21 protein-coding genes are annotated in these 21,138 nt (G+C 64.5%); 16 read left to right on the top strand and 5 right to left on the bottom strand.

Annotated elements, in window-relative coordinates:
- Positions 1-6: 6 nt before the first annotated feature.
- From RBA41_RS18130 to RBA41_RS18090, 9 genes are read left to right on the top strand one after another with little or no spacing between them, the layout of a single operon-like run.
- A complete protein-coding gene (locus RBA41_RS18130) occupies positions 7-1,680 on the top strand; it encodes a GspE/PulE family protein (protein ID WP_306625714.1) in 1,674 nt (557 codons plus the stop codon).
- Positions 1,673-2,485: a hypothetical protein gene (locus tag RBA41_RS18125; protein WP_306625598.1), complete on the top strand. Its 813-nt coding sequence runs from the start codon at positions 1,673-1,675 to the stop codon at positions 2,483-2,485. The genes RBA41_RS18130 and RBA41_RS18125 overlap by 8 nt, the downstream gene beginning before the upstream one ends.
- Positions 2,482-3,027: a hypothetical protein gene (locus RBA41_RS18120; RefSeq protein WP_306625596.1), complete on the top strand. Its 546-nt coding sequence runs from the start codon at positions 2,482-2,484 to the stop codon at positions 3,025-3,027. The genes RBA41_RS18125 and RBA41_RS18120 overlap by 4 nt, the downstream gene beginning before the upstream one ends.
- On the top strand, positions 3,024-3,590 hold the full coding sequence (locus RBA41_RS18115) for a hypothetical protein (protein WP_306625595.1): 567 nt from the start codon (positions 3,024-3,026) through the stop codon (positions 3,588-3,590). The genes RBA41_RS18120 and RBA41_RS18115 overlap by 4 nt, the downstream gene beginning before the upstream one ends.
- The gene (locus RBA41_RS18110; RefSeq protein WP_306625594.1) at positions 3,587-4,123 is read left to right on the top strand and encodes a hypothetical protein; all 537 of its coding nucleotides are present in this window, start codon (positions 3,587-3,589) and stop codon (positions 4,121-4,123) included. Before RBA41_RS18115 ends, RBA41_RS18110 begins: the two co-directional genes overlap by 4 nt.
- 56 nt (positions 4,124-4,179) lie before the next feature.
- Complete coding sequence (locus RBA41_RS18105; protein WP_306625593.1) at positions 4,180-6,087, top strand: secretin GspD/PilQ domain-containing protein; 1,908 nt, start codon at positions 4,180-4,182, stop codon at positions 6,085-6,087.
- Positions 6,084-6,566, top strand: coding sequence for a type II secretion system protein (locus RBA41_RS18100; RefSeq protein WP_306625592.1), 483 nt, complete (start codon positions 6,084-6,086; stop codon positions 6,564-6,566). Before RBA41_RS18105 ends, RBA41_RS18100 begins: the two co-directional genes overlap by 4 nt.
- Positions 6,567-6,571: 5 nt before the next feature.
- Positions 6,572-6,961, top strand: a complete 390-nt coding sequence (locus tag RBA41_RS18095; protein ID WP_306625591.1) for a type II secretion system protein — start codon at positions 6,572-6,574, stop codon at positions 6,959-6,961.
- Positions 6,927-7,787, top strand: a complete 861-nt coding sequence (locus RBA41_RS18090; protein ID WP_306625589.1) for a type II secretion system protein — start codon at positions 6,927-6,929, stop codon at positions 7,785-7,787. Before RBA41_RS18095 ends, RBA41_RS18090 begins: the two co-directional genes overlap by 35 nt.
- A 1-nt stretch (position 7,788) precedes the next feature.
- Here RBA41_RS18090 and murJ read toward each other — a convergent pair whose 3' ends face one another.
- Positions 7,789-9,339 carry a murein biosynthesis integral membrane protein MurJ gene (murJ, locus tag RBA41_RS18085; RefSeq protein WP_306625587.1) on the bottom strand — a complete coding sequence of 517 codons (1,551 nt, stop codon included), beginning with the start codon at positions 9,337-9,339 and terminating at the stop codon, positions 7,789-7,791.
- A gap of 233 nt (positions 9,340-9,572) precedes the next feature.
- Here murJ and rpsT point away from each other — a divergent pair, with 233 nt between their 5' ends.
- Entirely contained in the window at positions 9,573-9,836 is a 264-nt protein-coding gene (gene rpsT / locus RBA41_RS18080) for a 30S ribosomal protein S20 (RefSeq protein WP_054267030.1), read from the top strand.
- A 152-nt stretch (positions 9,837-9,988) separates the two neighbouring features.
- Here the strand turns inward: rpsT and RBA41_RS18075 are convergent, their stop codons facing one another.
- Positions 9,989-10,552 carry a pseudouridine synthase gene (locus tag RBA41_RS18075; protein ID WP_306625584.1) on the bottom strand — a complete coding sequence of 188 codons (564 nt, stop codon included), beginning with the start codon at positions 10,550-10,552 and terminating at the stop codon, positions 9,989-9,991.
- Between the two features lie 233 nt (positions 10,553-10,785).
- Here RBA41_RS18075 and icd point away from each other — a divergent pair, with 233 nt between their 5' ends.
- The 3 genes from icd to RBA41_RS18060 all read left to right on the top strand — a co-directional run bounded on the left by icd (position 10,786) and on the right by RBA41_RS18060 (position 15,105).
- Positions 10,786-12,039: an NADP-dependent isocitrate dehydrogenase gene (gene icd / locus RBA41_RS18070; protein WP_099882967.1), complete on the top strand. Its 1,254-nt coding sequence runs from the start codon at positions 10,786-10,788 to the stop codon at positions 12,037-12,039.
- 233 nt (positions 12,040-12,272) lie between these two features.
- The gene (locus RBA41_RS18065) at positions 12,273-14,336 is read left to right on the top strand and encodes a S8 family serine peptidase (protein WP_306625582.1); all 2,064 of its coding nucleotides are present in this window, start codon (positions 12,273-12,275) and stop codon (positions 14,334-14,336) included.
- 130 nt (positions 14,337-14,466) lie between these two features.
- Positions 14,467-15,105, top strand: coding sequence for a glutathione S-transferase family protein (locus RBA41_RS18060; RefSeq protein WP_306625580.1), 639 nt, complete (start codon positions 14,467-14,469; stop codon positions 15,103-15,105).
- On the opposite strand, the gene RBA41_RS18055 is transcribed toward RBA41_RS18060, so the two are convergent.
- Together RBA41_RS18055 and cspE are read right to left on the bottom strand one after the other, a co-directional pair.
- Positions 15,106-15,597 carry a GNAT family N-acetyltransferase gene (locus RBA41_RS18055; RefSeq protein WP_306625579.1) on the bottom strand — a complete coding sequence of 164 codons (492 nt, stop codon included), beginning with the start codon at positions 15,595-15,597 and terminating at the stop codon, positions 15,106-15,108.
- 74 nt (positions 15,598-15,671) lie between these two features.
- Positions 15,672-15,875, bottom strand: coding sequence for a transcription antiterminator/RNA stability regulator CspE (gene cspE, locus RBA41_RS18050; RefSeq protein WP_010395943.1), 204 nt, complete (start codon positions 15,873-15,875; stop codon positions 15,672-15,674).
- A gap of 320 nt (positions 15,876-16,195) precedes the next feature.
- On the opposite strand from cspE, the gene clpS reads away from it, so the two are divergent.
- Both clpS and clpA read left to right on the top strand, forming a co-directional pair.
- The gene (gene clpS / locus RBA41_RS18045; protein WP_099881541.1) at positions 16,196-16,498 is read left to right on the top strand and encodes an ATP-dependent Clp protease adapter ClpS; all 303 of its coding nucleotides are present in this window, start codon (positions 16,196-16,198) and stop codon (positions 16,496-16,498) included.
- Positions 16,495-18,795 (top strand): ATP-dependent Clp protease ATP-binding subunit ClpA, encoded by a 2,301-nt coding sequence (gene clpA / locus RBA41_RS18040; RefSeq protein WP_306625578.1) that lies wholly within the window; start codon positions 16,495-16,497, stop codon positions 18,793-18,795. Before clpS ends, clpA begins: the two co-directional genes overlap by 4 nt.
- Before the next feature lie 44 nt (positions 18,796-18,839).
- Here clpA and RBA41_RS18035 read toward each other — a convergent pair whose 3' ends face one another.
- Entirely contained in the window at positions 18,840-19,169 is a 330-nt protein-coding gene (locus tag RBA41_RS18035) for a hypothetical protein (protein WP_306625576.1), read from the bottom strand.
- Positions 19,170-19,529: 360 nt separating this feature from the next.
- Between RBA41_RS18035 and RBA41_RS18030 the strand changes: the two genes are divergently transcribed.
- The gene (locus RBA41_RS18030) at positions 19,530-21,122 is read left to right on the top strand and encodes a phage tail sheath family protein (protein ID WP_306625575.1); all 1,593 of its coding nucleotides are present in this window, start codon (positions 19,530-19,532) and stop codon (positions 21,120-21,122) included.
- The last annotated feature ends 16 nt before the right edge of the window (positions 21,123-21,138 follow it).

The following is a 21,138-nucleotide window of genomic DNA, read 5'->3' as shown; positions in this document are numbered from 1 at the left end:
GCCGTCATGCTCGACCCGGCCCTGCTGGCGCGCGCGCGCGCCCAGAGCCTGCAGTCGCAGCGTCCGCTGGTGGCCGAACTGGAAGCGGTCAGCGGGCTCGATGCGCGCCAGATCGTCCAGGCCCTGGCCGAACCGTTCGGCCTGACGGTGATGGAAACGGCCGAAATGCTCAGCTGCGCCACCGCCTTCGACCTGCTGCCGCTGGCCCAGGCCCTGGCGCGCCACTGCGTGCTGCTGCGCGCCCCCGGCGGCCAGGTCACCGGCGTGATCGCCGACCCGTTCGACGTCGACCTGCAAACCTGGCTCACCACCCGCGCGCGCGCCACCCCGGGCGCGCCGCTGCACCTGCGCCTGGCGCTGCAAGCGGATATCCAGGCTTACCTGTCCAAGCAGGAGGAGTCGGCGCGCGCGGTCGACACCCTGGTGGCCAACGTGGGCGAGGCCCGGCGCGACGGCAAGACCGCCGCCGTGCTGTCGTTCGCCTCGGTCTCGGAAGCGGCCAGTCCCGCCGTCAAGCTGGTCAACTCGACCCTGTACGACGCGCTCAAGGCCGGCGCCTCCGACATTCACCTGGAGAGCACCGCCAGCGGCCTGGCCGTCAAGTACCGGGTCGACGGCGTGCTCGATCACGCCACCTCGGTCAACGGCATCGAAGTGGCGGAGCACATCATCTCGCGCCTCAAGGTGCTGGCCGAACTCGATATCGCCGAGCGCCGCGTGCCGCAGGACGGCAGCTTCCGGGTCGAATCGGGCGGGCGCGAAATCGACTTGCGCGTCTCCATCATGCCCAGCATTCACGGCGAGGACGCGGTCATCCGGATTCTCGACAAGCGCGCCATGATCGAAGCCTACGGCGCGCTCACGCTCGAAGCGCTCGGCTTCGACGCGCCCTCGCTGGTGTCGCTGCGCATGCTGGCGCAGGAAGCCTACGGCATGCTGCTGGTGACCGGGCCGACCGGCTCGGGCAAGACCACCACCCTGTACGCGGCCCTGACGGAAATTCACAACGGGCGCGAAAAGATCATCACCATCGAAGACCCGGTCGAATACCAGCTGCCCGGCATCCTGCAAATCCCGGTCAACGAAAAGAAGGGCCTGACCTTCGCCAAGGGCTTGCGCTCGATCCTGCGCCACGATCCCGACAAGATCATGGTCGGCGAAATCCGCGACCGCGAAACCGCCGAAATCGCCGTGCAGTCGGCCCTCACCGGCCACCTGGTGCTCACCACCGTCCACGCCAACAACGTGTTCGACGTGTTCGGCCGCTTTACCCACATGGGGATCGACCCCTACGCCTTCGTGTCGGCGCTCAACGGCATCTGGGCCCAGCGCCTGGTGCGCATGAACTGTCCGCATTGCGCCGAGCAGTTCACCCCGAGCGACGCCGACCTCGATGCGGTCAACCTGGAACGCAAGGACGTGCACGACTACCTTTTCATGCAGGGCAAGGGCTGCGGCGACTGCCGCGGCACCGGCTACAAGGGACGGCGTTCGATCGCCGAGATCCTCACCCTGAACGACGAAATCCGCGAACTGATCGTCGACAAGCGCCCGATCCGCCAGATCAAGGCGGCGGCCCACGCCAACGGTACCCGCAGCCTGCGCCTGGCCGCGCTCGACCTGGTCAAGCGCGGCGCCACCACCCTCGGCGAGATCAAGCGGGTGACCTTGCATGCGTAGACGTTTCGGACAATCGCTGCGGGTCGGCGTCGCGCCCGGCGCGCTCGCGCTGCTCAAGACCAGCCGCTGGGGCGGCGCCGCGCCCGAACTGGTGGGCGAAGTCGCTTTCGAAGGCGGCAGCCACCCCGAGGCGATCGGCGTGGCCCTGCGCCAGCTGCTGGAAGGCGCCGGCTGCGCCAGCTGGCCCGTGAGCATCGTGCTGGCCGATGAACTGGTGCGCATCTGGCAGGTCGCGCCGCCTGCGGGAAGCGCGCGCCTGGCCGACCTGGAAGCGGCCGCCGCGCTGCGCTTCCAGACCCTGTTCGGCGAACCGACCGGCGCCTGGAAGCTGTCCGCCGGCTGGGATCCGGCGCAACCGTTCCTGGCCGCCGCGCTGCCGCGCCACTTGCTGGCGCTGATCGAACAGGTGTGCGCCGCCCAGCGCGCGCCCATCGTCGAACTGGTGCCGCAATTCGTCGCCGGCTTCAACCAGTGGCGCGGCGCGCTCAAGGCCGGCGCCTGGTATGGCCTGGTGCAGCAGCGCGTGCTCACCCTGGGCATGATCGACGGCGGCGCCATCCGCGCCGTGCGCGCCGCCGCACTGCCCGAAGGCGCCGATCTGGACTGGCTGGCCGCCCACGTGGCGCGCGAAGCGCTGCGCCTGAACCTAGCCGCGCCGGCGCGCGTTGCGGTGTCCGGCCATGCGCCGGCCGCCTGGAGCAAGGGCGCCACCCACGCGCCATTGGCCTGCCATCTGTTGGGGCAGGGGCAGGGCAGCGGCTGGTCCGACTGCGCGCGCCTGGCCGCCACCGGGAGCCGTCCATGAAGCCGGTGCGCATCGATTTTGCGCCGCCAAGCCTGCAGCGCACCCTGTACCGCGCCGGTCCCGCCACCTGGATCGTCGCCGTGCTCGCGCTGGCGCTGTGCGCCACCGCGGCCACCCTGGGCTGGCGCCTGATGGCGCAGCAGCGCGCCCAGGCCGCCGAACTGCATGCCGCGCAACTGCGCGCACGCGTGCCGGTGGTGCTGGCGCCGGTCGCCCTCGGACCGCGCATTTCGGAAGGACAGGCCGCCGGCGTGAACGCCGCCGTGCTGCAACTGAACCTGCCGTGGCGCGCCTTGTACGACGCCATAGCCGCGGCCACGCCGGCCACCATCGGCATGCTGGCGCTGGAACCGGACGCGCGCAAGCGCACCATGAAAATCACCGCCGAAGCGAAAAACAGCGACGCCATGATCGAATACGTCGAGCTGCTCAAGCGCGAGGAACTGTTTTCCGGAGTAACCCTGATCCGTCACGAAATCAACGAACAAGACCCGGCCAAGCCGATCCGTTTCCAGCTCGAAGCCGAATGGGTGGCGCCATGAACGCGCCCGCCTTCTCCGCGCTGCTATTGCGCGCGCGCCTGGCCGTGGTGGCGCGCGGGCCGCTGTTGTGCGGCGCCTGCGTGCTGCTGGTCGCCGCCGCGGCGGCCGTGGCGTGGCTGTTGCCGCAGGCCGCGCTGCAATCGAAGAATCACGCCGTGGCCCTGGGGCTGGCGCGCATGCCGGCGCCGGTCGACAAGCCGGCCCCGGTGATCGCCAACGAAAACCTGGCCCTGTTCTACGCCACCCTGGGCGAGAAACGCTACGCCGAGCAGCAGGTCAAGACCCTGTTCGGGATCGCCGCCAAGAGCGGCCTGTCGCTCTCGCAGGGCGACTACAAGGGCGGTTTTGACCGCAATGCGCGTGTGCATACCTATCAGGTGACCTTGCCGGTCAAGGGCAGCTACAACGCCATCTGGAAGTTCACCATGCTGTCGCTGCGCGCGATTCCCTTCGCCTCGCTCGACGAAATCAGCTTCAAGCGCGACAGCATCGGCGAGCCGGCGCTGGAAGCGCGCGTGCGCATGACCTTCTATCTGGCCGACCAGCCGGGAGTGGCGCAATGACGCCGCGCCACCTCGCGATGGGCGTGGCCGTGCTGCTTGCCGCCGGCCTGCTGGTCTTCGGCGACAACAGCCCCGATTCCGGCGTGACCGAAGCGGTCGAACGCAGCGCGCCCAAGGCGTCCAGCGTCCGCGCGAATGCGGTCGTCAGCGCCGCCCCGGCCGAACCGGCCATCCTGCGCCTGGTCGCGCGCGACACGCTGATCGGCGACGACGACGACGCCTTCGGCGCCAACACCGTCTTCGGCAGCCAGAATCTGAATCCGCCGCCGCCCCCGCCGCCGGTCGACAACACGCCGCCGCCGCCGCCGCCGCCGCCAAGCGCGCCGCCGCTGCCGTTTGTCTATATCGGCAAGGCGGTCGGCGAGGGCGCGTGGGAAGTATTCCTCGCGCGCGGCGACAAGACGTATATCGTACGTAACAAGATGGTGATCGACGGCATTTACCGGGTGGACGCTATCGCGCCGCCCACGCTGACCCTCACCTATCTGCCTTTGAACCAGGTTCAACAGCTCAACATTGGAGTCTTCGACTGATGGCTAGCCACCGGATTGGCACACGCTGCCTGTATTTGCCACTTTGGAGCCGTCTTGTGCGCGGCGCGGCCCTGCCGCTCATGGCGCTGGCGCTGGCCGGCTGCGCCGGGCAGGCCGCCTACCTCGAGGGCAACTCGCTGATCGAGAAGGACCAGGTCGAGGCGAGCCTGCTCAAGTACCGCGAGGCAATCGACGCCAAGCCCGAAAACCCGGTCTACCGCGCCGCTTACCTGCGCGCGCGCGACCGCGCCGCCACGCGCCTGCTCGACCAGGCCGAACGTAACCTGGGGGCCGGCAAGGCCGCGCTGGCGCTGCAGGATTACCAGCGCGTGCTGGCGTTCGAGCCGGCCAACGAGCGCGCCCGTGCCGGCCTGCGCCTGATCGAGATGGACGAACGTCATATCAAGGTGATGGAAGAGGCCGGCGCCGCCTTCGAGCGCAAGGAGTACGAAGTGGCGCGCGCGCGCGCCGCCGCGATCCTGATCGAGCGGCCGCAGTACGAGCCGGCGCGCCAGCTGCTGCTGCAGGTGGCCGAGAAGACCGCGGCGCCGGTGGCCGAAACGGGCCTGGCCGCCGCCTACAAGACGCCGATCAGCATCGAGTTCCGCGACGCCCCGCTCAAGCAGGTGCTCGACGTGATCGCGCGCCGCTCGAACCTGAACTTCATCTTCGACAAGGACGTCAAGACCGACCAGAAGACCTCGATCTTCCTGAAGAACAGCACGGTCGAAGCGGCCATCTACTACCTGATGGTGTCGAACCAGATGGATTACCAGGTCATGGACGGCAATACCCTGCTGGTGTACCAGAACGTCGCCTCCAAGCTCAAGGAATACCAGGAGATGACGGTCAAGACCTTCTTCCTGGCCAACGCCGAAGCGAAGGTGGTCGCCAACACGCTCAAGACCATCCTCAAGTCGCGCGACGTGGTGATCGACGAAAAGCTCAACCTCGTGATCGTGCGCGACAACCCGGAAGCGATCAAGCTGGCCGCCAAGCTGGTGGCGCTGCAGGACGTGGCCGAGCCGGAAGTGATGCTGGAAGTGGAGATCCTGGAGATCAAGCGCAGCCGCCTGCTGGAACTGGGCGTTGCCTGGCCCACCTCGGTGACCCTGGCGCCGCTGGTCGGCAGCAACGGCGGGCAGCTCACCCTCGATACGGTGCGCGGCCTGGGACGCGCCGATATCGGCCTGTCGTCGCTGTCGACCAGCATTACCGCCAAAAAGACCGATGGCGACTCGAACACCCTGGCCAATCCGCGCATCCGCGTGCGCAACAAGGAAAAGGCCAAGATCGTCATCGGCGAGAAAATCCCGAACATCACCACCACCCTGGGAGCGGGCGGGGTGGGCGGCGGCTTGTCGCAGGAATCGATCACCTATCTCGATGTGGGCCTGACCCTGAACGTGGAACCGACCATCTACCTGAATAACGAAATCGGCATCCGCGTCGGCCTGACCGTCAGCTCCCTGGGCGAGGCGATCACCACCGCCTCGGGCAATATCGCCTACCGCATCGGCAACCGCGAAGCGACCACCCTGCTGCAGTTGAAGGATGGCGAAAACCAGGTGCTGGCGGGCCTGATCAACAACGAAGACCGCAGCAACGGCACCAAGATTCCCGGCCTGGGCAACCTGCCGATCGTGGGCCGCCTGTTCGGCCGCACCGCCGACGGCGCCGACCGCAGCGAGATCGTGCTGTCGATTACGCCGCACCTGATCCGCAACCTGCAGCGTCCGCCCGCCAGCGCTTCCGAGTTCAGCGCCGGCACCGAGACCAGCTTCCGGCGCCGTCCCGACAGTGCGGCGCGCGCGCCGGTGGTGATGCCGCCGTCGCCGGGCGCCCGTGCACCGGTCCCGGCTGCGGTTCCCGCCCCGGCGCCGGTGCCGGCCGTACCCGAGGCGCCTGGCGCCGCCGTGACCCCGATCCCGGTCCCGGAAACCACGCCCGCGCCGCAGCAATGATGGCGCAAGGGCAGGGCCGCGGCTTCACGCTGATCGAATTGCTGGTGACACTGGCGATTCTGGCCCTGCTCGGCACCCTGGTGGTGCCGGTGACGCAAGTGACCATGCAACGCCAGCAGGAGCAGGAACTGCGCCGCTCGCTGCGCGAAATCCGCCACGGCATCGACGCCTACAAGCGTGCCTACGATGAAGGGCGCATCGCGCGCTCGCTCAACAGCAACGGCTATCCCAAGTCGCTCGAACAGCTGGTCGAAGGGGCGCCCGACATGCGCAGCCCCAAGCGCGCCAAGATTTTTTTCCTGCGCCGCGTGCCGCGCGATCCCTTCAATCCCAACAGCGACTTGAGCGGGGCCCAGACCTGGGGCAAGCGCAGCTACGCCAGCGAGGCTACCGACCCGCGCGAAGGCGAGGATGTGTACGATGTGTATTCGACCTCGGACCGGGTTGGCCTCAATGATGTGCCGTACCGCAAATGGTGAACAAGATGCAAGCGAAACCAGGCCGCCCAGCGCGCGGCTTCACCCTGATCGAATTGCTGGTGGTGCTGGGCATTATCGCCTTGCTGCTGACCTTGGCAGTGCCGCGCTTTTTTCCCAGCATCGACAGCACCAAGGACACCATTTTGGCCGACAACCTGCGCAATGTACGCGCCGTGATCGACCAGTTCTACGCCGACACCGGACGCTATCCCGATTCGCTGGAACAGCTGGTCGAGAAAAAATACCTGCGCACGATTCCGGTCGACCCGGTGGCCGACAGCAGCACCAGCTGGATTCTGGTGCCGCCCGAAGACACCACCAAGGGCAACCTGTACAGCATCAAGAGTGGGGCACCCGGCAATGACCGCAACGGCAAACCGTATAGCGACTGGTAAGGCGCCGCCGCGCAGGACGCGCGCCGGCGGCTTTACCTATTTGGGGCTGATCATCCTGGTCACCGTGATCGGGCTGGTCGGCGCGGCCAGCCTCAAGGTCGGTTCGCTCATGCAGCGCGCCGCCGCCGAGGAAGAATTGCTCGATATCGGCGCCGCCTTCAGCGACGCGCTGCGCAGTTACGCCGCAGCGACCCCGCAGGGCCAGCCGCAGCAGCCGCCCTCCTTGCAGGAATTGCTCAAGGACCCGCGCTTTCCCAATCCGCGGCGCCACCTGCGCAAGATTTTCGTCGATCCGATCACCGGCAAGGCCGAGTGGGGCATCATGTATATCAGCGACAAGCAGGGCGTGCTCGGCGTGTACAGCCTGTCGGATGCGCCGCCGCTCAAGATCGGCAATTTCGATGCGCGCTTCCTGAACATGGAAAACAAGAGCAAGCTGTCGGACTGGAAGTTCACGCTGTCGTCCCAGACCCTGCTGCTGCCGCAGGAGCCGTCCGCCGCGCCCGGGCAGAATCAGGCGCCGCCCTTGTTTCCGCCGGCCGCGCCGCCGCCGGAAGGGGCCATGAAGCCGCCCGAGGAGCCGGCCGCGGCCATGCCGCCGCCTGCCGAAGCGCCGGAGCCGGACGCGGCTGCACCGCCTGAGCCAGCGGCCGGCGAGGCAAGACCGGAGGAACCGCCAGCCGCGGACGATCCTGCGGGCCGGAGCACGCAGGATCAGGACACTGATAAGGACAAGGACAAGGCTGAAGCCGAGGAAGAGGAGCGGCGGCGCGACGAACGCCAGCGCGACGAGGGCCGCCGCAACGAGCCCCGGCGCGAGAGGTAGTTCAGCGGCCGCTGCGCTTGAAGTCCCTGAAGCGGAACCCCAGAGCGAACAGCACCACGAAATACGCCATGGCGCTGCCGGCGACGATGGCGAACAGGGCGCCGGCGCGCAGCCATGGACGGGCCTGCAATTCGGCCCAGTCGAACTGGATCTTGCAGTAGTAGGCGATCAAGCCCATCACGCTCACGGCGATGACCAGCTTGGCGAAGAACATGAGCCAGCCCGGCTGCGGCACATAGATGCCGCGCTTGCGCAGCATGGTGTACAGCACGGCCGCGTTGAGGCAGGCGCCCATGCCGATCGACAGGGCCAGTCCGGCCACGCCCAGCAGCGGCACGAACAGCAGGTTCATCAGCTGCACCGCCACCAGCACCCCGATGGCGATGCGCACCGGCGTGCGCACGTCCTGGCGCGCGTAAAAGGCCGGCGTGAGCGTCTTGACCAGGATGATGCCGACCAGGCCGGCGCTGTAGGCCATCAGCGGCATGGCCGCCGCGTGGATGGCCTTGACGTTGAAGGCGCCGTAGTGGAACAGGGTGGCGATCATCGGTTCGGCCAGCGCGGCCAGGCCGATCGAGGCGGGCAGGGCCAGCAGGAGGGTCAGGCGCAGGCCCCAGTTGAGCAGGGCCGAGTATTCGGTGGTGTCGCCTTCGGCATTCGCCTTGGCCAGGCTGGGCAGCAAGATGGTGCCCAGCGCCACGCCCAGCATCGCCGTGGGAAATTCCATCAGGCGGTCGGCGTAGGTCAGGGCCGAGACGCTGCCGGCGCCCAGGCGCGAGGCGATGCCGGTATTTATCAGCAGGCTGATCTGGGCGGCGGAGACGGCGAACACGGCCGGTCCCATCTTCTTGAGCATGCGGTGCACGCCCGGGTCGCGCAGGGCGCCGATGGGATTGAGCGAAATGCGCGGCAGCATGCCGATTTTCATCAGCGAGGGAATCTGGATGCCCACCTGCAGCAGGCCGCCGACCACCACCGCGATGGCCATCGCGTAGATCGGTTGCTCGAGGCGCTCGGCCAGGAACAGCGAGGCCAGGATGAAGGAAATATTCAGCAGTACCGGGGTGAACGCGGGAATCTTGAACTGGCGCCAGGTATTGAGGATGCCGCTGGCCAGCGAGACGAAGGCCATGCAGATAATATAAGGGAACATCACGCGCGTCATGAAGATGGCCGCTTCGCCGGCCTGCGCCGTCTGCCTGGACGTGTCCATGATCCACATGATCAGCAGCGGCGTGGCGACGATGCCGGCGATGGTGATCAGGAGGGTCGACCAGATCAGCACCGTGGCCACGCTGTCGACCAGCGGACGGGTGCCCTCGTCGCCGTGCTGGCTCTTGACGTCGGCCAGGATCGGCACGAAGGCCTGGGCGAAGGCGCCCTCGGCGAACATGCGGCGCAGCAGGTTGGGAATGCGGAAGGCGACGTTGAAGGCGTCGGTAAATTCCGAAGCGCCGAAAGCGCGCGCGAAAAGGCTTTCGCGCAGCAGGCCGGTGACGCGGGACAGCATGGTCATGCTGGAGATGGCAGCCAGGGTTTTGAGCAAGTTCATGGGCCGGGATTATAGCCCGGCAAGAGTGGGGCCGACGGGTGCGTCGGACAAATGTTGATTTTTGAATTGCCCTTGCCGGAAGTTTTCGCTATAATCGAAGGCTGTACAGAATTCTGTTACGCAGACACTAATGTTTGGCAGGCACTGGTTTGACACACAAGGTGTAGAAAAAACACTGGTTTGACAGACGCTATTGTTTGCAAACGCAACTTGACCCCGATTTAGGAAATTCCATGGCAAATACCGCACAAGCACGCAAGCGCGCTCGTCAAGCAGTTAAGCAAAACGCTCACAATTCGTCGCAGCGTTCGACCCTGCGTACCGCTATCAAGGCAGTGCGCAAGGCTATCCAGGCTGGCGACAAAGCTGCTGCAGCGTCGATCTTCCAGGCATCCGTGTCGACCATCGACAGCATCGCCGACAAGAAAATCATCCACAAGAACAAGGCAGCGCGTCACAAGAGCCGTCTGGCTGCCGCTCTGAAAGCGCTGGCTTAATAGCCTGTGCCGCCGCGCGGACTTCGGTCTGCCGGTTGAGCTTGTGAGCATGTCAAAAAACCCGCCTGGCTTCGGTCCGGCGGGTTTTTTTCGTGTGCGCTTTACTTGCACAATGTTTCCTAACCGAGGTCTGACCCCGGTTAGGAAACTTTTCAGATCTTCTTCATGTCGCCGGCCGGCACTTCCACCCATTCCCCGGGCATCAAGGGATGGGTCGCCAGCGAAAACGGCCCGATGCTGCTGCGTACCAGGCGCAAGGTCGGCAATCCCACCGCCGCCGTCATGCGCCGCACCTGGCGATTTTTCCCCTCCTGTAATGTGATCGCGATCCAGCTGGTCGGCTTGTCGGCGCGCACCCGGATCGGCGGCGTGCGCGGCCACAGCCAGCCCGGTTCGGCAATCTGCACCGCGCGGCACGGCTTGGTCACGAAGTCGCCCAGGTCGAGCGGCGCCTGCAGCCGCGCCAGCGCGCCGGCATCGAGCGCGCCGTCGACCTGCACCAGATAGGTCTTCGCTTCCTTGTGATCGGGATGGGCGATGCTGTGCTGCAGGCGGCCGTCGTCGGTGAGCAGCATCAGTCCTTCGCTGTCGGCGTCGAGCCGGCCGGCCGGGTAGATGTCGGGCGTGCGCAGGTAGTCGGCCAGCGATTCGCGTCCCGGCTGGGGGGAGAACTGGCACAGCACCTGGAACGGCTTGTTAAAGAGAATGAGGGGCATAATTCAATCGCTGGGAAGGTGGTAAGCTCGCCGTTCGGTTGGAGAGCCATTTGTTAGTGTCGTAAAACCGTAGCACCTAGTAAAATACTGGTGCATAATATGAAACGCGCGTCTTATGTCTTATAGAAGACTACAACTCTCGTCGTATTTATAGTAACCAATTCAGATTGCAGACCATGCCTGACAGACGCAACAATGTTGCTGCCTGCTATGCGTCCACTTCGGAGATCACGATGTATCAACATATCAAAGTACCTGCTGACGGCCAAAAAATCTCGGTCAATGCCGATTTTTCGCTGAATGTACCAGATAATCCAGTCATTCCCTACATCGAAGGCGATGGCACCGGGGTCGATATCAGCCCGGTCATGATCAAGGTCATCGACGCAGCCGTGGCCAAGGCCTACGGCGGCAAGCGCAAGATCAGCTGGATGGAAATCTATGCGGGCGAGAAATCGACCACCGTGTACGGCCCGGATGTGTGGCTGCCGGAAGAAACCCTGCAAGTGCTGAAGGACTACGTTGTCTCGATCAAGGGTCCGCTGACGACGCCGGTCGGCGGCGGCATCCGTTCGCTCAACGTCGCCCTGCGCCAGCAGCTCGACCTGTATGTCTGCCTGCGTCCAGTGCGCTACTTCACCGGCGTGCCTTCGCCAGTGCGTGAGCCGGAGAAGACCGACATGGTCATCTTCCGCGAAAACTCGGAAGACATCTACGCCGGTATCGAATACCAGCAAGGTTCCGAAGGCGCCAAGAAACTGATGGATTTCCTGATCAAGGAAATGGGCGTCACCAAGATCCGCTTCCCTGAAACCTCGGGCCTGGGCATCAAGCCAGTGTCGATCGAAGGCACCGAGCGCCTGGTGCGCAAGGCGATCCAGTACGCGGTCGACAACGACAAGCCTTCCGTGACGATCGTTCACAAAGGTAACATCATGAAGTACACCGAAGGCGGCTTCCGCGACTGGGCGTACGCACTGGCACAGAAAGAGTTCGGCGCTGAGCTGATCGATGGCGGCCCATGGTGCAAGTTCAAGAATCCGAAGACCGGCAAGGATATCATCGTCAAGGATTCGATCGCCGATGCGTTCCTGCAGCAGATCCTGTTGCGTCCGGCCGAGTACAGCGTCATCGCGACCCTGAACCTGAACGGCGACTACATTTCCGACGCGCTGGCAGCACAAGTGGGCGGTATCGGTATCGCTCCCGGCGCCAACCTGTCGGACTCGGTGGCCATGTTCGAAGCGACCCACGGCACCGCGCCGAAGTACGCTGGCAAGGACTATGTGAACCCGGGTTCGCTGATCCTGTCCGCTGAAATGATGCTGCGTCACATGGGCTGGCTGGAAGCGGCTGACCTGATCATCTCGTCGATGCAGAAATCGATCGCCTCGAAAAAGGTCACCTACGACTTCGCCCGCCTGATGGAAGGCGCGACCCAGGTGTCGTGCTCCGGTTTCGGCGATGTGATGATCGAGCAGATGTAAGATTGCCGCTGCGCTCAGGCGCGGCGCGATGGCCCCGTTCTCGCAAGAGGACGGGGCTTTTTTTGTTGCCGGGTCCGGCTTCGCGATACTTGCCGCCGCGTGGATAATATATTTTCAAAAATGTAAGAATATTGGAAAGACAATCGGTTTATACTCTCCTTGTTGTTGATATTTAAACAACTCAACCTGCATGATTCACCTGACCGAATCTGCTGACCAATACAAGGAAAAAAATGACAAAAGTAATTGGCAAACGTGTGTGTGCAATGGTGGTGAGCGGTGTGATCGGCGCGGCCGTGCTGCCCGCGGTCGCCAGCGCCCAGAACGGCGGCGCTGCGCCAGGCAAGCTGGCCACCAGCGTTGCGGCGCTGCAGAAAGCGGAAGCGGCGCAGCGGGCACCGATCCGCAACGAAGCCGGCACCACCCATTACATCGTCCTGTTCGCGGACACGGCTGCGCAGCGCTATTCGGCCAAGGCGGTCAGCGACCCGCGCTTCGGGGCCGAGCACGACGGCAAGGTGATGCGCCTGCTGCACGAGGTCGAAGCGGCGCACCGGGTCGCCGCCACCCATGCCTACAGCCACACCCTGCAGGGCTTCGCCGCCTATCTGACCGAACAGCAAGTGGCGGCGCTGCGGCGCGATCCGCGCATCAAGGCGGTCTCGCCCAACATGCAGGCTGACGCGAGCGCGAATTCCGTGTGGGCGGACGTGCCGGTCGGCGCCAGCACCCTGCCGTGGGGCGTACAGGCCGTTGGCGGCAGCGCGGCCAGTAACGGCGCCGCCACCGTGTATGTGATCGACAGCGGCATCGGCAACCATGTGGACGTGCCGGTCAGCGCGCGCTGGAATGCCCCTGGCGCCTGCTCGATCGGCAAATATCCGCACGCGACCTTCGTTGCCGGCATCATCGCGGCCAAGAACGATAATGTCGGCGTCACCGGGGTCAACGCCGGCGCCAAGCTGGTCTCGCTCGCTTACGGCGACCCGACCTGCGCTGTGGGCAGCAACAGCTTCGCCAATGTGATTGCCGCGCTGGACGAAGCCAAGCGCCGGATCCAGGCCGAGGGCCGCATGGGCGTGGTCAACCTGTCGAGTAACTTCCAGATGGTCAACCTCGCGCCCGACCGCATGCCCCTGGTCGCCGCGTTCCAGAAGAGTGTGCGCGCACTGATCGCGCCGGACAGCGCCACCGGCTACCGTGGCGCGGTGTTCGTGCAGTCGGCCGGCAACCGCTACCGCGACGCCTGCCATTACAGCTTCAACGATCATTTGCCGTCGGACGGCGCGCTGGTGGTCGGCGCGATCGATAGCAATGGGCAGCCGGCGCAGCCCTTGAATGGCACTGGCGCCTTCCCGCCGCTCGACCCCAAGGGGGTGGCCGAGATGGGTTCGAATTTCGGCAACTGCGTCGATGCCTGGGCGCCTGGCAAGTACGTCAGGTCGACCTGGATGAACAGCTACGCCTCGACCTATGTGGTCAGTTCCGGCACTTCGTGGGCAGCGCCCCACGTCACCGCGCTGGCCGCGCGCCTGATCGAAACCACGCCCACCCTGCGCACGCCGGGCGAGGTGGAAAACGCGATCCGCGCGCGCCTGGTCAGCGGCGGCGCGCTGACCCAGGGCACGCCGCTGCGGGTGGCGAGCATCGCCGGCGCGGCGCACAAGGCCAAGCCGACCGTCGAATTCAAGATCGGCGGCCAGGCATCGGCGGCCAATCCGCCCGCGCTCGGCGTGGCGCCCAACCCGGTGCTCACCGCCGCCACGGGATTCGACCTGAGCTACGATGCGGTGGGTGCGCAAAGCTGCGACATGCGCGCCTATGCCGACGGCAATCTGGTCGAGCAGAAGCTCGCTGGCCCGACTTCCTTCTACTGGGGTACCTTGACGCGCGAACCGGGCCTGTACCGCTGGGATGTGGAATGCCGTGGCGCCAACGGAGAAAGCAATACCGCCAGCGCCTCGGCCCGGGTCGCACGGGGACTGGAGCCGTTCATCACCTTCAACGTCAATGGCGTGGTCTTGCCTTCCGGCGGCAGCGAAGTGCTGGAAGCGAATGTCCCGGTCACCGTGTCGTATCAGGCCACGAGCGCGACCGGATGCACGGTGGAGGCGTACCGCCGGCTGCGGGCGGAGTTCTTTGAAACGTGGTATGTGAACAAGAGCGCGCCCACCTTCATGCGCTGGGGCCCGCTGAAACTGGGGACCGGCGAACACCACTGGAGTGTCGTTTGCGTCAATCGCAATGCGCCGGGCGCGCCCGAGACACGCGCGATTCAGTCCATCTATGTGAATTAAGGAGCAGCTCGGGCGCGCCGCTTGCGGGCGGCGGCGCGCCCGCAAGCGGCACCGCCATGCAACGGTGGCGCATGGCGGCGCGGAACGGTTTATGATCTTGAACAAGATCATATTTTCGGAGAATGCCGCCATGCTGACGATCAGTGCTTTTCACTACGTTCCGCCGTTTGCCCAGGGCGTGGTGCGCGATTTGCGCGTGCGCTGGGCGCTTGAAGAAGCCGGCCTGCTGTATGAAACCCGCCTGATCGGTCCGCCAGACCAGCAATCGCCGGACTACCTCGCGCTGCAGCCCTTCGGGCAGGTGCCGATGATGCAGGATGGCGATCTGACGATGTTCGAGTCGGGCGCCATCGTGCTGCACATCGCGCAGCGCAGCGGCGCCCTGTTTCCCAAGGATGAAGCCGGCAGGGCCCGGGCGACCACCTGGATTTTCGCGGCGCTCAATACCGTCGAGATACCACTGCAGCAACTGGCCGCGATCGACCTGTTTTTCCCCGATGAAGAGTGGGCCAGACTGCGCCGCGCGGGCGCGCTGGAGGAGGTGCGCAAGCGCCTGGCGCAGCTGGCCGCGTGGCTGGGCCAGCGCGAATACCTGGACGGCGCGTTCAGCGCGGGCGACCTGATGATGACCACGGTGCTGCGCCTCTTGCGCCACACCACCATTGTCGACGACTATCCCACGCTCAAGGCCTACCAGCTGCGCTGCGAGGCGCGTCCGGCGTTCCAGAAAGCCTTGCGCGACCAGATGGCGGCGTTTGAAAAAGCCTGATCAGGCAGGTTTGCCGAGCACCCACTGCACCAGGCGATCGCCGTCGGCATCGGTCAGCGTGGCGCCGGCGGCGAAGCCGAGCCGGGCGGCAACGCGCGCCGATGGCGTATTGTCCTGATCGATCTGCGCCAGCACCCGTTCTACCGCGCTGTCGGCAAAGGCGATGCGCGCCAGTTCGCGCACGGCAGCCGTGGCGATGCCCTGGCCGCGGCACGCGGGCGCGACGCCGTAGCCGATCTCGACCTGGCCGGCGACGGGAATGTCCTTGAATCCGCAGGCGCCCAGCACCATTGCGTCGTGGGCGCGCAGTATCAGGAAGCTGGCGCACCAGGCGGCGCTCTTGCCCGCTTCCAGCAGGCCGAGCGCGCGCTGCGCAACAAAGGCGGGCGGCAGGGCGCCGGCGGCCGCGCGGCCGGCCAGGCGGCCGGGAATGCGCGACGCGGCAAGCGTGCGCAGGTCGGCAACGCCGAGAAGCTGTAAGATGATCGTCATGCGGGAAGAATCTGGGAAGAATCGGGGATAAAAAAACCCCGCTCGCAAGCGGGGTTTTTCACATCGGGGATTGCTTATGCAGCCTGGATGTTGGAAGCTTGCTTGCCTTTAGGGCCTTGCGTGACTTCGAATTGAACTTTTTGACCTTCTTTGAGGGTCTTGAAACCGTTCATGTTGATTGCGGAAAAGTGCGCGAACAAATCTTCGCCGCCGTCATCTGGAGTGATGAAGCCAAAACCTTTGGAATCATTGAACCACTTAACTGTACCTGTTGCCATAAAAGAACTTTCAAAATTATAACCAATCACACGAGCCATAAAAGCAAGAAGCTTCTGCCCCCTCCTCAGCCTGCTCACTTCTTATCAACAAGTACATAAGTACAAGTCGATAACCGCATTGTTGGTTGAAAAAATATCCAAGTCAAGCGCTTTTGCGTCGGAATTGCCAAATTCCTCACACTCTGCGAAAAAGCAACTCTTGATTTACCGAATCGGGTCGCCATCTGCGCATAGATCGGAAAACGCGTAAGATGGAAAACAAATGTAAATGCCCTGATATTTACCCATAGCATCATCGTTGAAAGCATTAGAATAAGCGTATGGCCACTAAGCAAGATACCGAACAACTGCTGGAGCGGCAGACGGTCAAGCCGCCGCCGCTGTACCAGGTAGCACTACTGAACGATGACTACACGCCCATGGAGTTTGTGGTCGCCGTCATCCAGGAATACTTCAACAAGGACCGAGAGACGGCCACGCAGATCATGCTGTCCGTTCATCGTCATGGCAAGGGAGTGTGTGGCGTGTTTTCCAAAGATATAGCGTGTACCAAAGTGGAGTTTGTATTAACGCATGCGCGCAAGGCGGGGCACCCCCTGCAGTGCGTGATGGAGGAAGTATGATTGCGCAGGAATTGGAAGTCTCTTTACACATGGCCTTTGTCGAAGCTCGGCAAGCACGGCATGAATTCATCACCGTTGAGCATTTGCTGCTGGCGCTTCTGGACAATCCATCGGCCGCGGAAGTGCTGCGCGCCTGTGCTGTCAACATTGAAGACCTGCGCAAAACGCTGACCAACTTCATCGGCGACAACACCCCGACCGTGCCTGGCACGGGCGAGGTGGACACGCAGCCGACCCTGGGCTTCCAGCGCGTGATTCAACGCGCCATCATGCACGTTCAGTCTGCATCGAACGGCAAGAAGGAAGTCACCGGCGCCAACGTGCTGGTGGCGATCTTCGGCGAAAAAGACTCGCACGCGGTCTACTACCTGCACCAGCAGGGCGTGACCCGCCTCGACGTGGTCAATTTCATCTCGCACGGCGTGCGCAAGGACCAGCAGGTCGACTCGCAAAAAACGTCCGAAGGCGTGGAAGAGGCGCAGGTCGAAGGGCAGGCCAAGGAAAGCCCGCTCGACCAGTTCACGCAGAACCTGAACAAGGCCGCTGCCGAGGGCAAGATCGATCCGCTGATCGGCCGCGAGGACGAAGTGGACCGCGTCATCCAGATTCTCTGCCGCCGCCGCAAGAACAATCCGCTGCTCGTCGGCGAAGCCGGGGTCGGCAAGACCGCGATCGCCGAAGGCCTGGCCTGGCGCATCACGCAGGAAGAAGTGCCCGAGATCTTGCAGAATGCCATCGTGTATTCGCTCGACATGGGCGCGCTGCTGGCCGGCACCAAGTACCGCGGCGACTTCGAGCAGCGCCTCAAGGCCGTGCTCAAGCAGCTCAAGGAAACGCCGCACGGCATCCTGTTCATCGACGAGATCCACACGATCATCGGCGCCGGTTCCGCATCGGGCGGCACGCTCGACGCGTCCAACCTGCTCAAACCGGCGCTCGCCAATGGCCAGCTCAAGTGCATCGGCGCGACCACGTATACGGAATTTCGCGGCGTGTTCGAGAAAGACCACGCGCTGTCGCGCCGCTTCCAGAAGGTCGACGTCAACGAGCCGACCGTCGAACAGACCGTGCAGATCCTGCGCGGCCTCAAGTCGCGCTTCGAAGAGCACCACGGCGTGAAGTATTCGTCGTCGGCGCTGTCGACTGCGGCCGAACTGGCGGCGCGCTTCATCAACGACCGTCATCTGCCCGACAAGGCGATCGACGTCATCGACGAAGCCGGTGCGGCGCAACGGATCTTGCCGAAGTCGAAGCAAAAGAAAACCATCGGCAAGGCCGAGATCGAGGACATCATCGCCAAGATCGCGCGCATCCCGCCGCAAACCGTCAACCAGGACGACCGCAGCAAGCTGCAGACCATCGACCGCGACCTGCGCAACGTCGTGTTCGGCCAGGAGCCTGCCATCGATGCGCTGTCGTCGGCGATCAAGATGGCGCGCGCCGGGCTGGGCAAGACCGACAAGCCGATCGGTTCCTTCCTGTTCTCCGGCCCCACGGGCGTCGGCAAGACCGAGGTGGCCAAGCAGCTGGCCTTCATCCTCGGCATCGAGCTGATTCGCTTCGACATGTCGGAGTACATGGAGCGCCACGCCGTCAGCCGCCTGATCGGCGCGCCGCCGGGCTACGTCGGTTTCGACCAGGGCGGTTTGCTGACCGAAGCGATCACCAAGAAGCCGCACGCGGTGCTGCTGCTCGACGAGATCGAAAAAGCGCATCCGGATATCTTCAATATCCTGCTGCAGGTGATGGACCATGGCACCTTGACCGATAACAACGGCCGCAAGGCGGACTTCCGCAACGTGATCATCATCATGACGACCAATGCCGGCGCCGAGAGCCTGACCAAGCGGTCGATGGGCTTTACCGACTCCAAGGCGGCGGGCGACGAGATGGCCGACATCAAGCGCATGTTCACGCCGGAGTTCCGCAACCGGATCGACGCCACCATCAGTTTCCGCGCTCTGGACGAAGAAATCATCCTGCGCGTGGTCGACAAGTTCCTCATGCAGCTGGAAGAACAGCTGCACGAGAAGAAGGTCGAAGCCATCTTCACCGAGAAACTGCGCAAGTTCCTCGCGAAGAAAGGATTCGATCCGCTGATGGGCGCACGGCCGATGGCGCGCCTGATTCAGGACATGATCCGCAAGGCGCTGGCCGACGAACTGCTGTTCGGCCGCCTGGTCAGCGGCGGCCGGGTCACGGTCGACATGGACGAGAAAGATGCGGTCACGCTCGAATTCCCCGAGTCCGACGCCGCGCCTCCACCGGCGGCACCGGAAACGGTCGAAATCGAATAAGCACCGGCAGCAAGCAAAAAGCCCGCAGACGATGCGGGCTTTTTTTATGGCTGCGGCGAATGGCCCTCAGCGCAGGCGCCCGGCATGGCTTTGCACCGTGGCGGCGCGCGCCAGCAGCGGCGTTTTGAGCGGCGCCACGGACAAGCCACTCTCGCCAAAATAGACGTCTTGCAAGCGCTGATCTGCCGCACGTCGTCGTTTCCCGTGGCGTTGGCCAATCCCGGCACATGGCGGCAATATGCCGGATCGATGTGCATATATTCGATATCGGTCACGCGGCCTTGCCCGCGGCGCAATATCACATGCAAGCGCGACATCAGTGCAAAAGCCTGGTTCTCAACGTTGGCGAGGGTGATCTGCGCGATCGTGCTCATCAAGCCAATCCTTTATGTGCTATGCATGACTGGATAATTTGTCGGATAAACAACTTGTCTGCATATTACATGCCAGTTTATCCACACCAACACCGCCGGATCGACCCGCTTTGCATAGGGTTTGCACCGCAGCCTTACATATACGCACACCGGGTGTGCACTAAAACCTTGCATAAGTTTCATTAATACGCCGGTTTTTGATTCCGCTTGCAGCGTTGTCAAGCCTGTAGCGCAAGACTATTGCCGAGTCCGCTAGCTCTCTTGATAAATGTCAAAGGTATCGTTTTCAAGAAGCATCTAATAGCTAGGTCGCGGCGGATTACTGCCGCTGTAAATGTAAATACGAAACAGGAGGTCTTCATGCATGCCGCACTGAGCTACGCCAGCGCCGCTCCCGAGCAGCTATCCGCCGCGCTGCATCCGATTGCCGGTGTGGCCACGTCGGTCACCGCCTTTGTCGGACGCGCCTTGCGCGGTCCGGTCGACGAACCGGTCGCCATCGCCAGTTTCGCCGAATTCGAGCGCCAGTTCGGCGGCCTGTGGGGCGACAGTTCCCTGGGCTACGCCGTGCGCGATTTCTTCTTGAATGGCGGCGGCAAAGCCGTCATCGTGCGCCTGTACCGCGCGCCGGCGCCGGTCGATGGCGTCGTGCGCAGCCACGCCATCCTGCGCGTCGGCGCCCTGACGCTGCAGGCACGCGATCCCGGCGCCTGGGGCAATGCGCTGCAGGCGCGCGTCGACCACGAGCTGCTCTCGGGCGACCCGCACAGCTTCAACCTGTCGGTGCGCGACAGCGTCACCGGCCATGTGGAGGTATTTCGCAACGTATCGGTGGGCGCGTCCCACCCGCGCCGGGTCGACCTGGTCCTGCGCAGCATTTCGCGTCTGGTCACGATGAACGGCATCCTGCCCGCCGAACGCCCGGCCTGCGATCCGCGCCCGGCGGGCGAGCACGGCGACGCCTGGGACAGCGGCGCGACCAGCAATACCCGCGTGACCGCGGCCGACCGCGCCGGCGACGAACTGCCGCTTACCCTGGCGGAGTTCATCGGCAGCGGCAAGCTGGCCGCCCGGGCCGGGCTGTATGCGCTGGCGCGGGCCGACCTGTTCAATCTGCTGTGCATTCCGCCGTACCTGGACAACGGCGGCGACCTGCTCGACGGCGGCGTCGACAATGCCCTGGTGGCCGAAGCGGCCGCCTACTGCGAGCGGCGCCGCGCCATGTTCCTGGTCGATCCGCCGCCCGCCTGGAACAACGTCGACAACGCCGTCGAAGGCGTCGCCGCGCTTGGCACCAGCAGCCGCAATGCCGCGCTGTTCTTCCCGCGCCTGCTGCAGCCGGTCGACCAGCGCGGCGGCCGGCTTACGCGCCTGGTCCCGTGCGGCGCGGTGGCCGGCATCATCGCCCGCACCGATCACCAGCGCGGCGTGTGGAAGGCGCCGGTCGGCATGGATACGACCCTGGTGGGCGTGCCGGCACTGAGCGTGCCCGTCAACGACAGCGACAGCGCCATGCTCAACCCGCTCGGCATCAACTGCCTGCGCAGCATGCCGGGGGCGGGGCGCATTGTGTGGGGCGCGCGCACCCTGCACGACGACGACCCCGATGGCGCGCAGTGCAAATGCATGCCGGTGCGGCGCACCGCGCTGTTTATCGAAGAGAGTCTGGTGCGCGGTACGCGCTGGGTGATGTTCGAGCCGAACGACGACCAGTTATGGGCCCAGGTCCGCCTGAGCATCCACGCCTTCATGGTCGGCCTGTTCCGCCAGGGCGCCTTCCAGGGCAAGGCGCCGCACGAAGCCTTTTTTGTCAGCTGCGGACCGGAGACGACCACGCAGGACGATGTCGAGCACGGGGTGGTCAACATCACCGTCGGCTTCGCGCCGCTCAAGGCCGGCCAGTTCGTACTGGTGCACGTCCAGCAGGCCGCCGGCCAGGTGCGCAGCCACTGATCCGGTGCATGCCCGG

The organism is Massilia scottii (assembly GCF_030846495.1).
Classification (GTDB): domain Bacteria; phylum Pseudomonadota; class Gammaproteobacteria; order Burkholderiales; family Burkholderiaceae_D; genus Telluria_A; species Telluria_A violaceinigra.
The sequence above is the reverse complement of the archived record's forward strand: the minus strand, read 5'-3'. Positions and strand labels throughout refer to the sequence as shown.

Bases quoted from the DNA above. Each gene is read 5' to 3' on its own strand.
- RBA41_RS18130 (WP_306625714.1), top strand. From the start codon at position 7: ATGCTCGACCCGGCCCTGCTGGCGCGCGCGCGCGCCCAGAGCCTGCAG.
- RBA41_RS18125 (WP_306625598.1), top strand. From the start codon at position 1,673: ATGCGTAGACGTTTCGGACAATCGCTGCGGGTCGGCGTCGCGCCCGGC.
- RBA41_RS18120 (WP_306625596.1), top strand. From the start codon at position 2,482: ATGAAGCCGGTGCGCATCGATTTTGCGCCGCCAAGCCTGCAGCGCACC.
- RBA41_RS18115 (WP_306625595.1), top strand. From the start codon at position 3,024: ATGAACGCGCCCGCCTTCTCCGCGCTGCTATTGCGCGCGCGCCTGGCC.
- RBA41_RS18110 (WP_306625594.1), top strand. From the start codon at position 3,587: ATGACGCCGCGCCACCTCGCGATGGGCGTGGCCGTGCTGCTTGCCGCC.
- RBA41_RS18100 (WP_306625592.1), top strand. From the start codon at position 6,084: ATGATGGCGCAAGGGCAGGGCCGCGGCTTCACGCTGATCGAATTGCTG.
- RBA41_RS18095 (WP_306625591.1), top strand. From the start codon at position 6,572: ATGCAAGCGAAACCAGGCCGCCCAGCGCGCGGCTTCACCCTGATCGAA.
- RBA41_RS18090 (WP_306625589.1), top strand. From the start codon at position 6,927: ATGACCGCAACGGCAAACCGTATAGCGACTGGTAAGGCGCCGCCGCGC.
- murJ (WP_306625587.1), bottom strand. From the start codon at position 9,339: ATGAACTTGCTCAAAACCCTGGCTGCCATCTCCAGCATGACCATGCTG.
- rpsT (WP_054267030.1), top strand. From the start codon at position 9,573: ATGGCAAATACCGCACAAGCACGCAAGCGCGCTCGTCAAGCAGTTAAG.
- RBA41_RS18075 (WP_306625584.1), bottom strand. From the start codon at position 10,552: ATGCCCCTCATTCTCTTTAACAAGCCGTTCCAGGTGCTGTGCCAGTTC.
- icd (WP_099882967.1), top strand. From the start codon at position 10,786: ATGTATCAACATATCAAAGTACCTGCTGACGGCCAAAAAATCTCGGTC.
- RBA41_RS18065 (WP_306625582.1), top strand. From the start codon at position 12,273: ATGACAAAAGTAATTGGCAAACGTGTGTGTGCAATGGTGGTGAGCGGT.
- RBA41_RS18060 (WP_306625580.1), top strand. From the start codon at position 14,467: ATGCTGACGATCAGTGCTTTTCACTACGTTCCGCCGTTTGCCCAGGGC.
- RBA41_RS18055 (WP_306625579.1), bottom strand. From the start codon at position 15,597: ATGACGATCATCTTACAGCTTCTCGGCGTTGCCGACCTGCGCACGCTT.
- cspE (WP_010395943.1), bottom strand. From the start codon at position 15,875: ATGGCAACAGGTACAGTTAAGTGGTTCAATGATTCCAAAGGTTTTGGC.
- clpS (WP_099881541.1), top strand. From the start codon at position 16,196: ATGGCCACTAAGCAAGATACCGAACAACTGCTGGAGCGGCAGACGGTC.
- clpA (WP_306625578.1), top strand. From the start codon at position 16,495: ATGATTGCGCAGGAATTGGAAGTCTCTTTACACATGGCCTTTGTCGAA.
- RBA41_RS18035 (WP_306625576.1), bottom strand. From the start codon at position 19,169: ATGAGCACGATCGCGCAGATCACCCTCGCCAACGTTGAGAACCAGGCT.
- RBA41_RS18030 (WP_306625575.1), top strand. From the start codon at position 19,530: ATGCATGCCGCACTGAGCTACGCCAGCGCCGCTCCCGAGCAGCTATCC.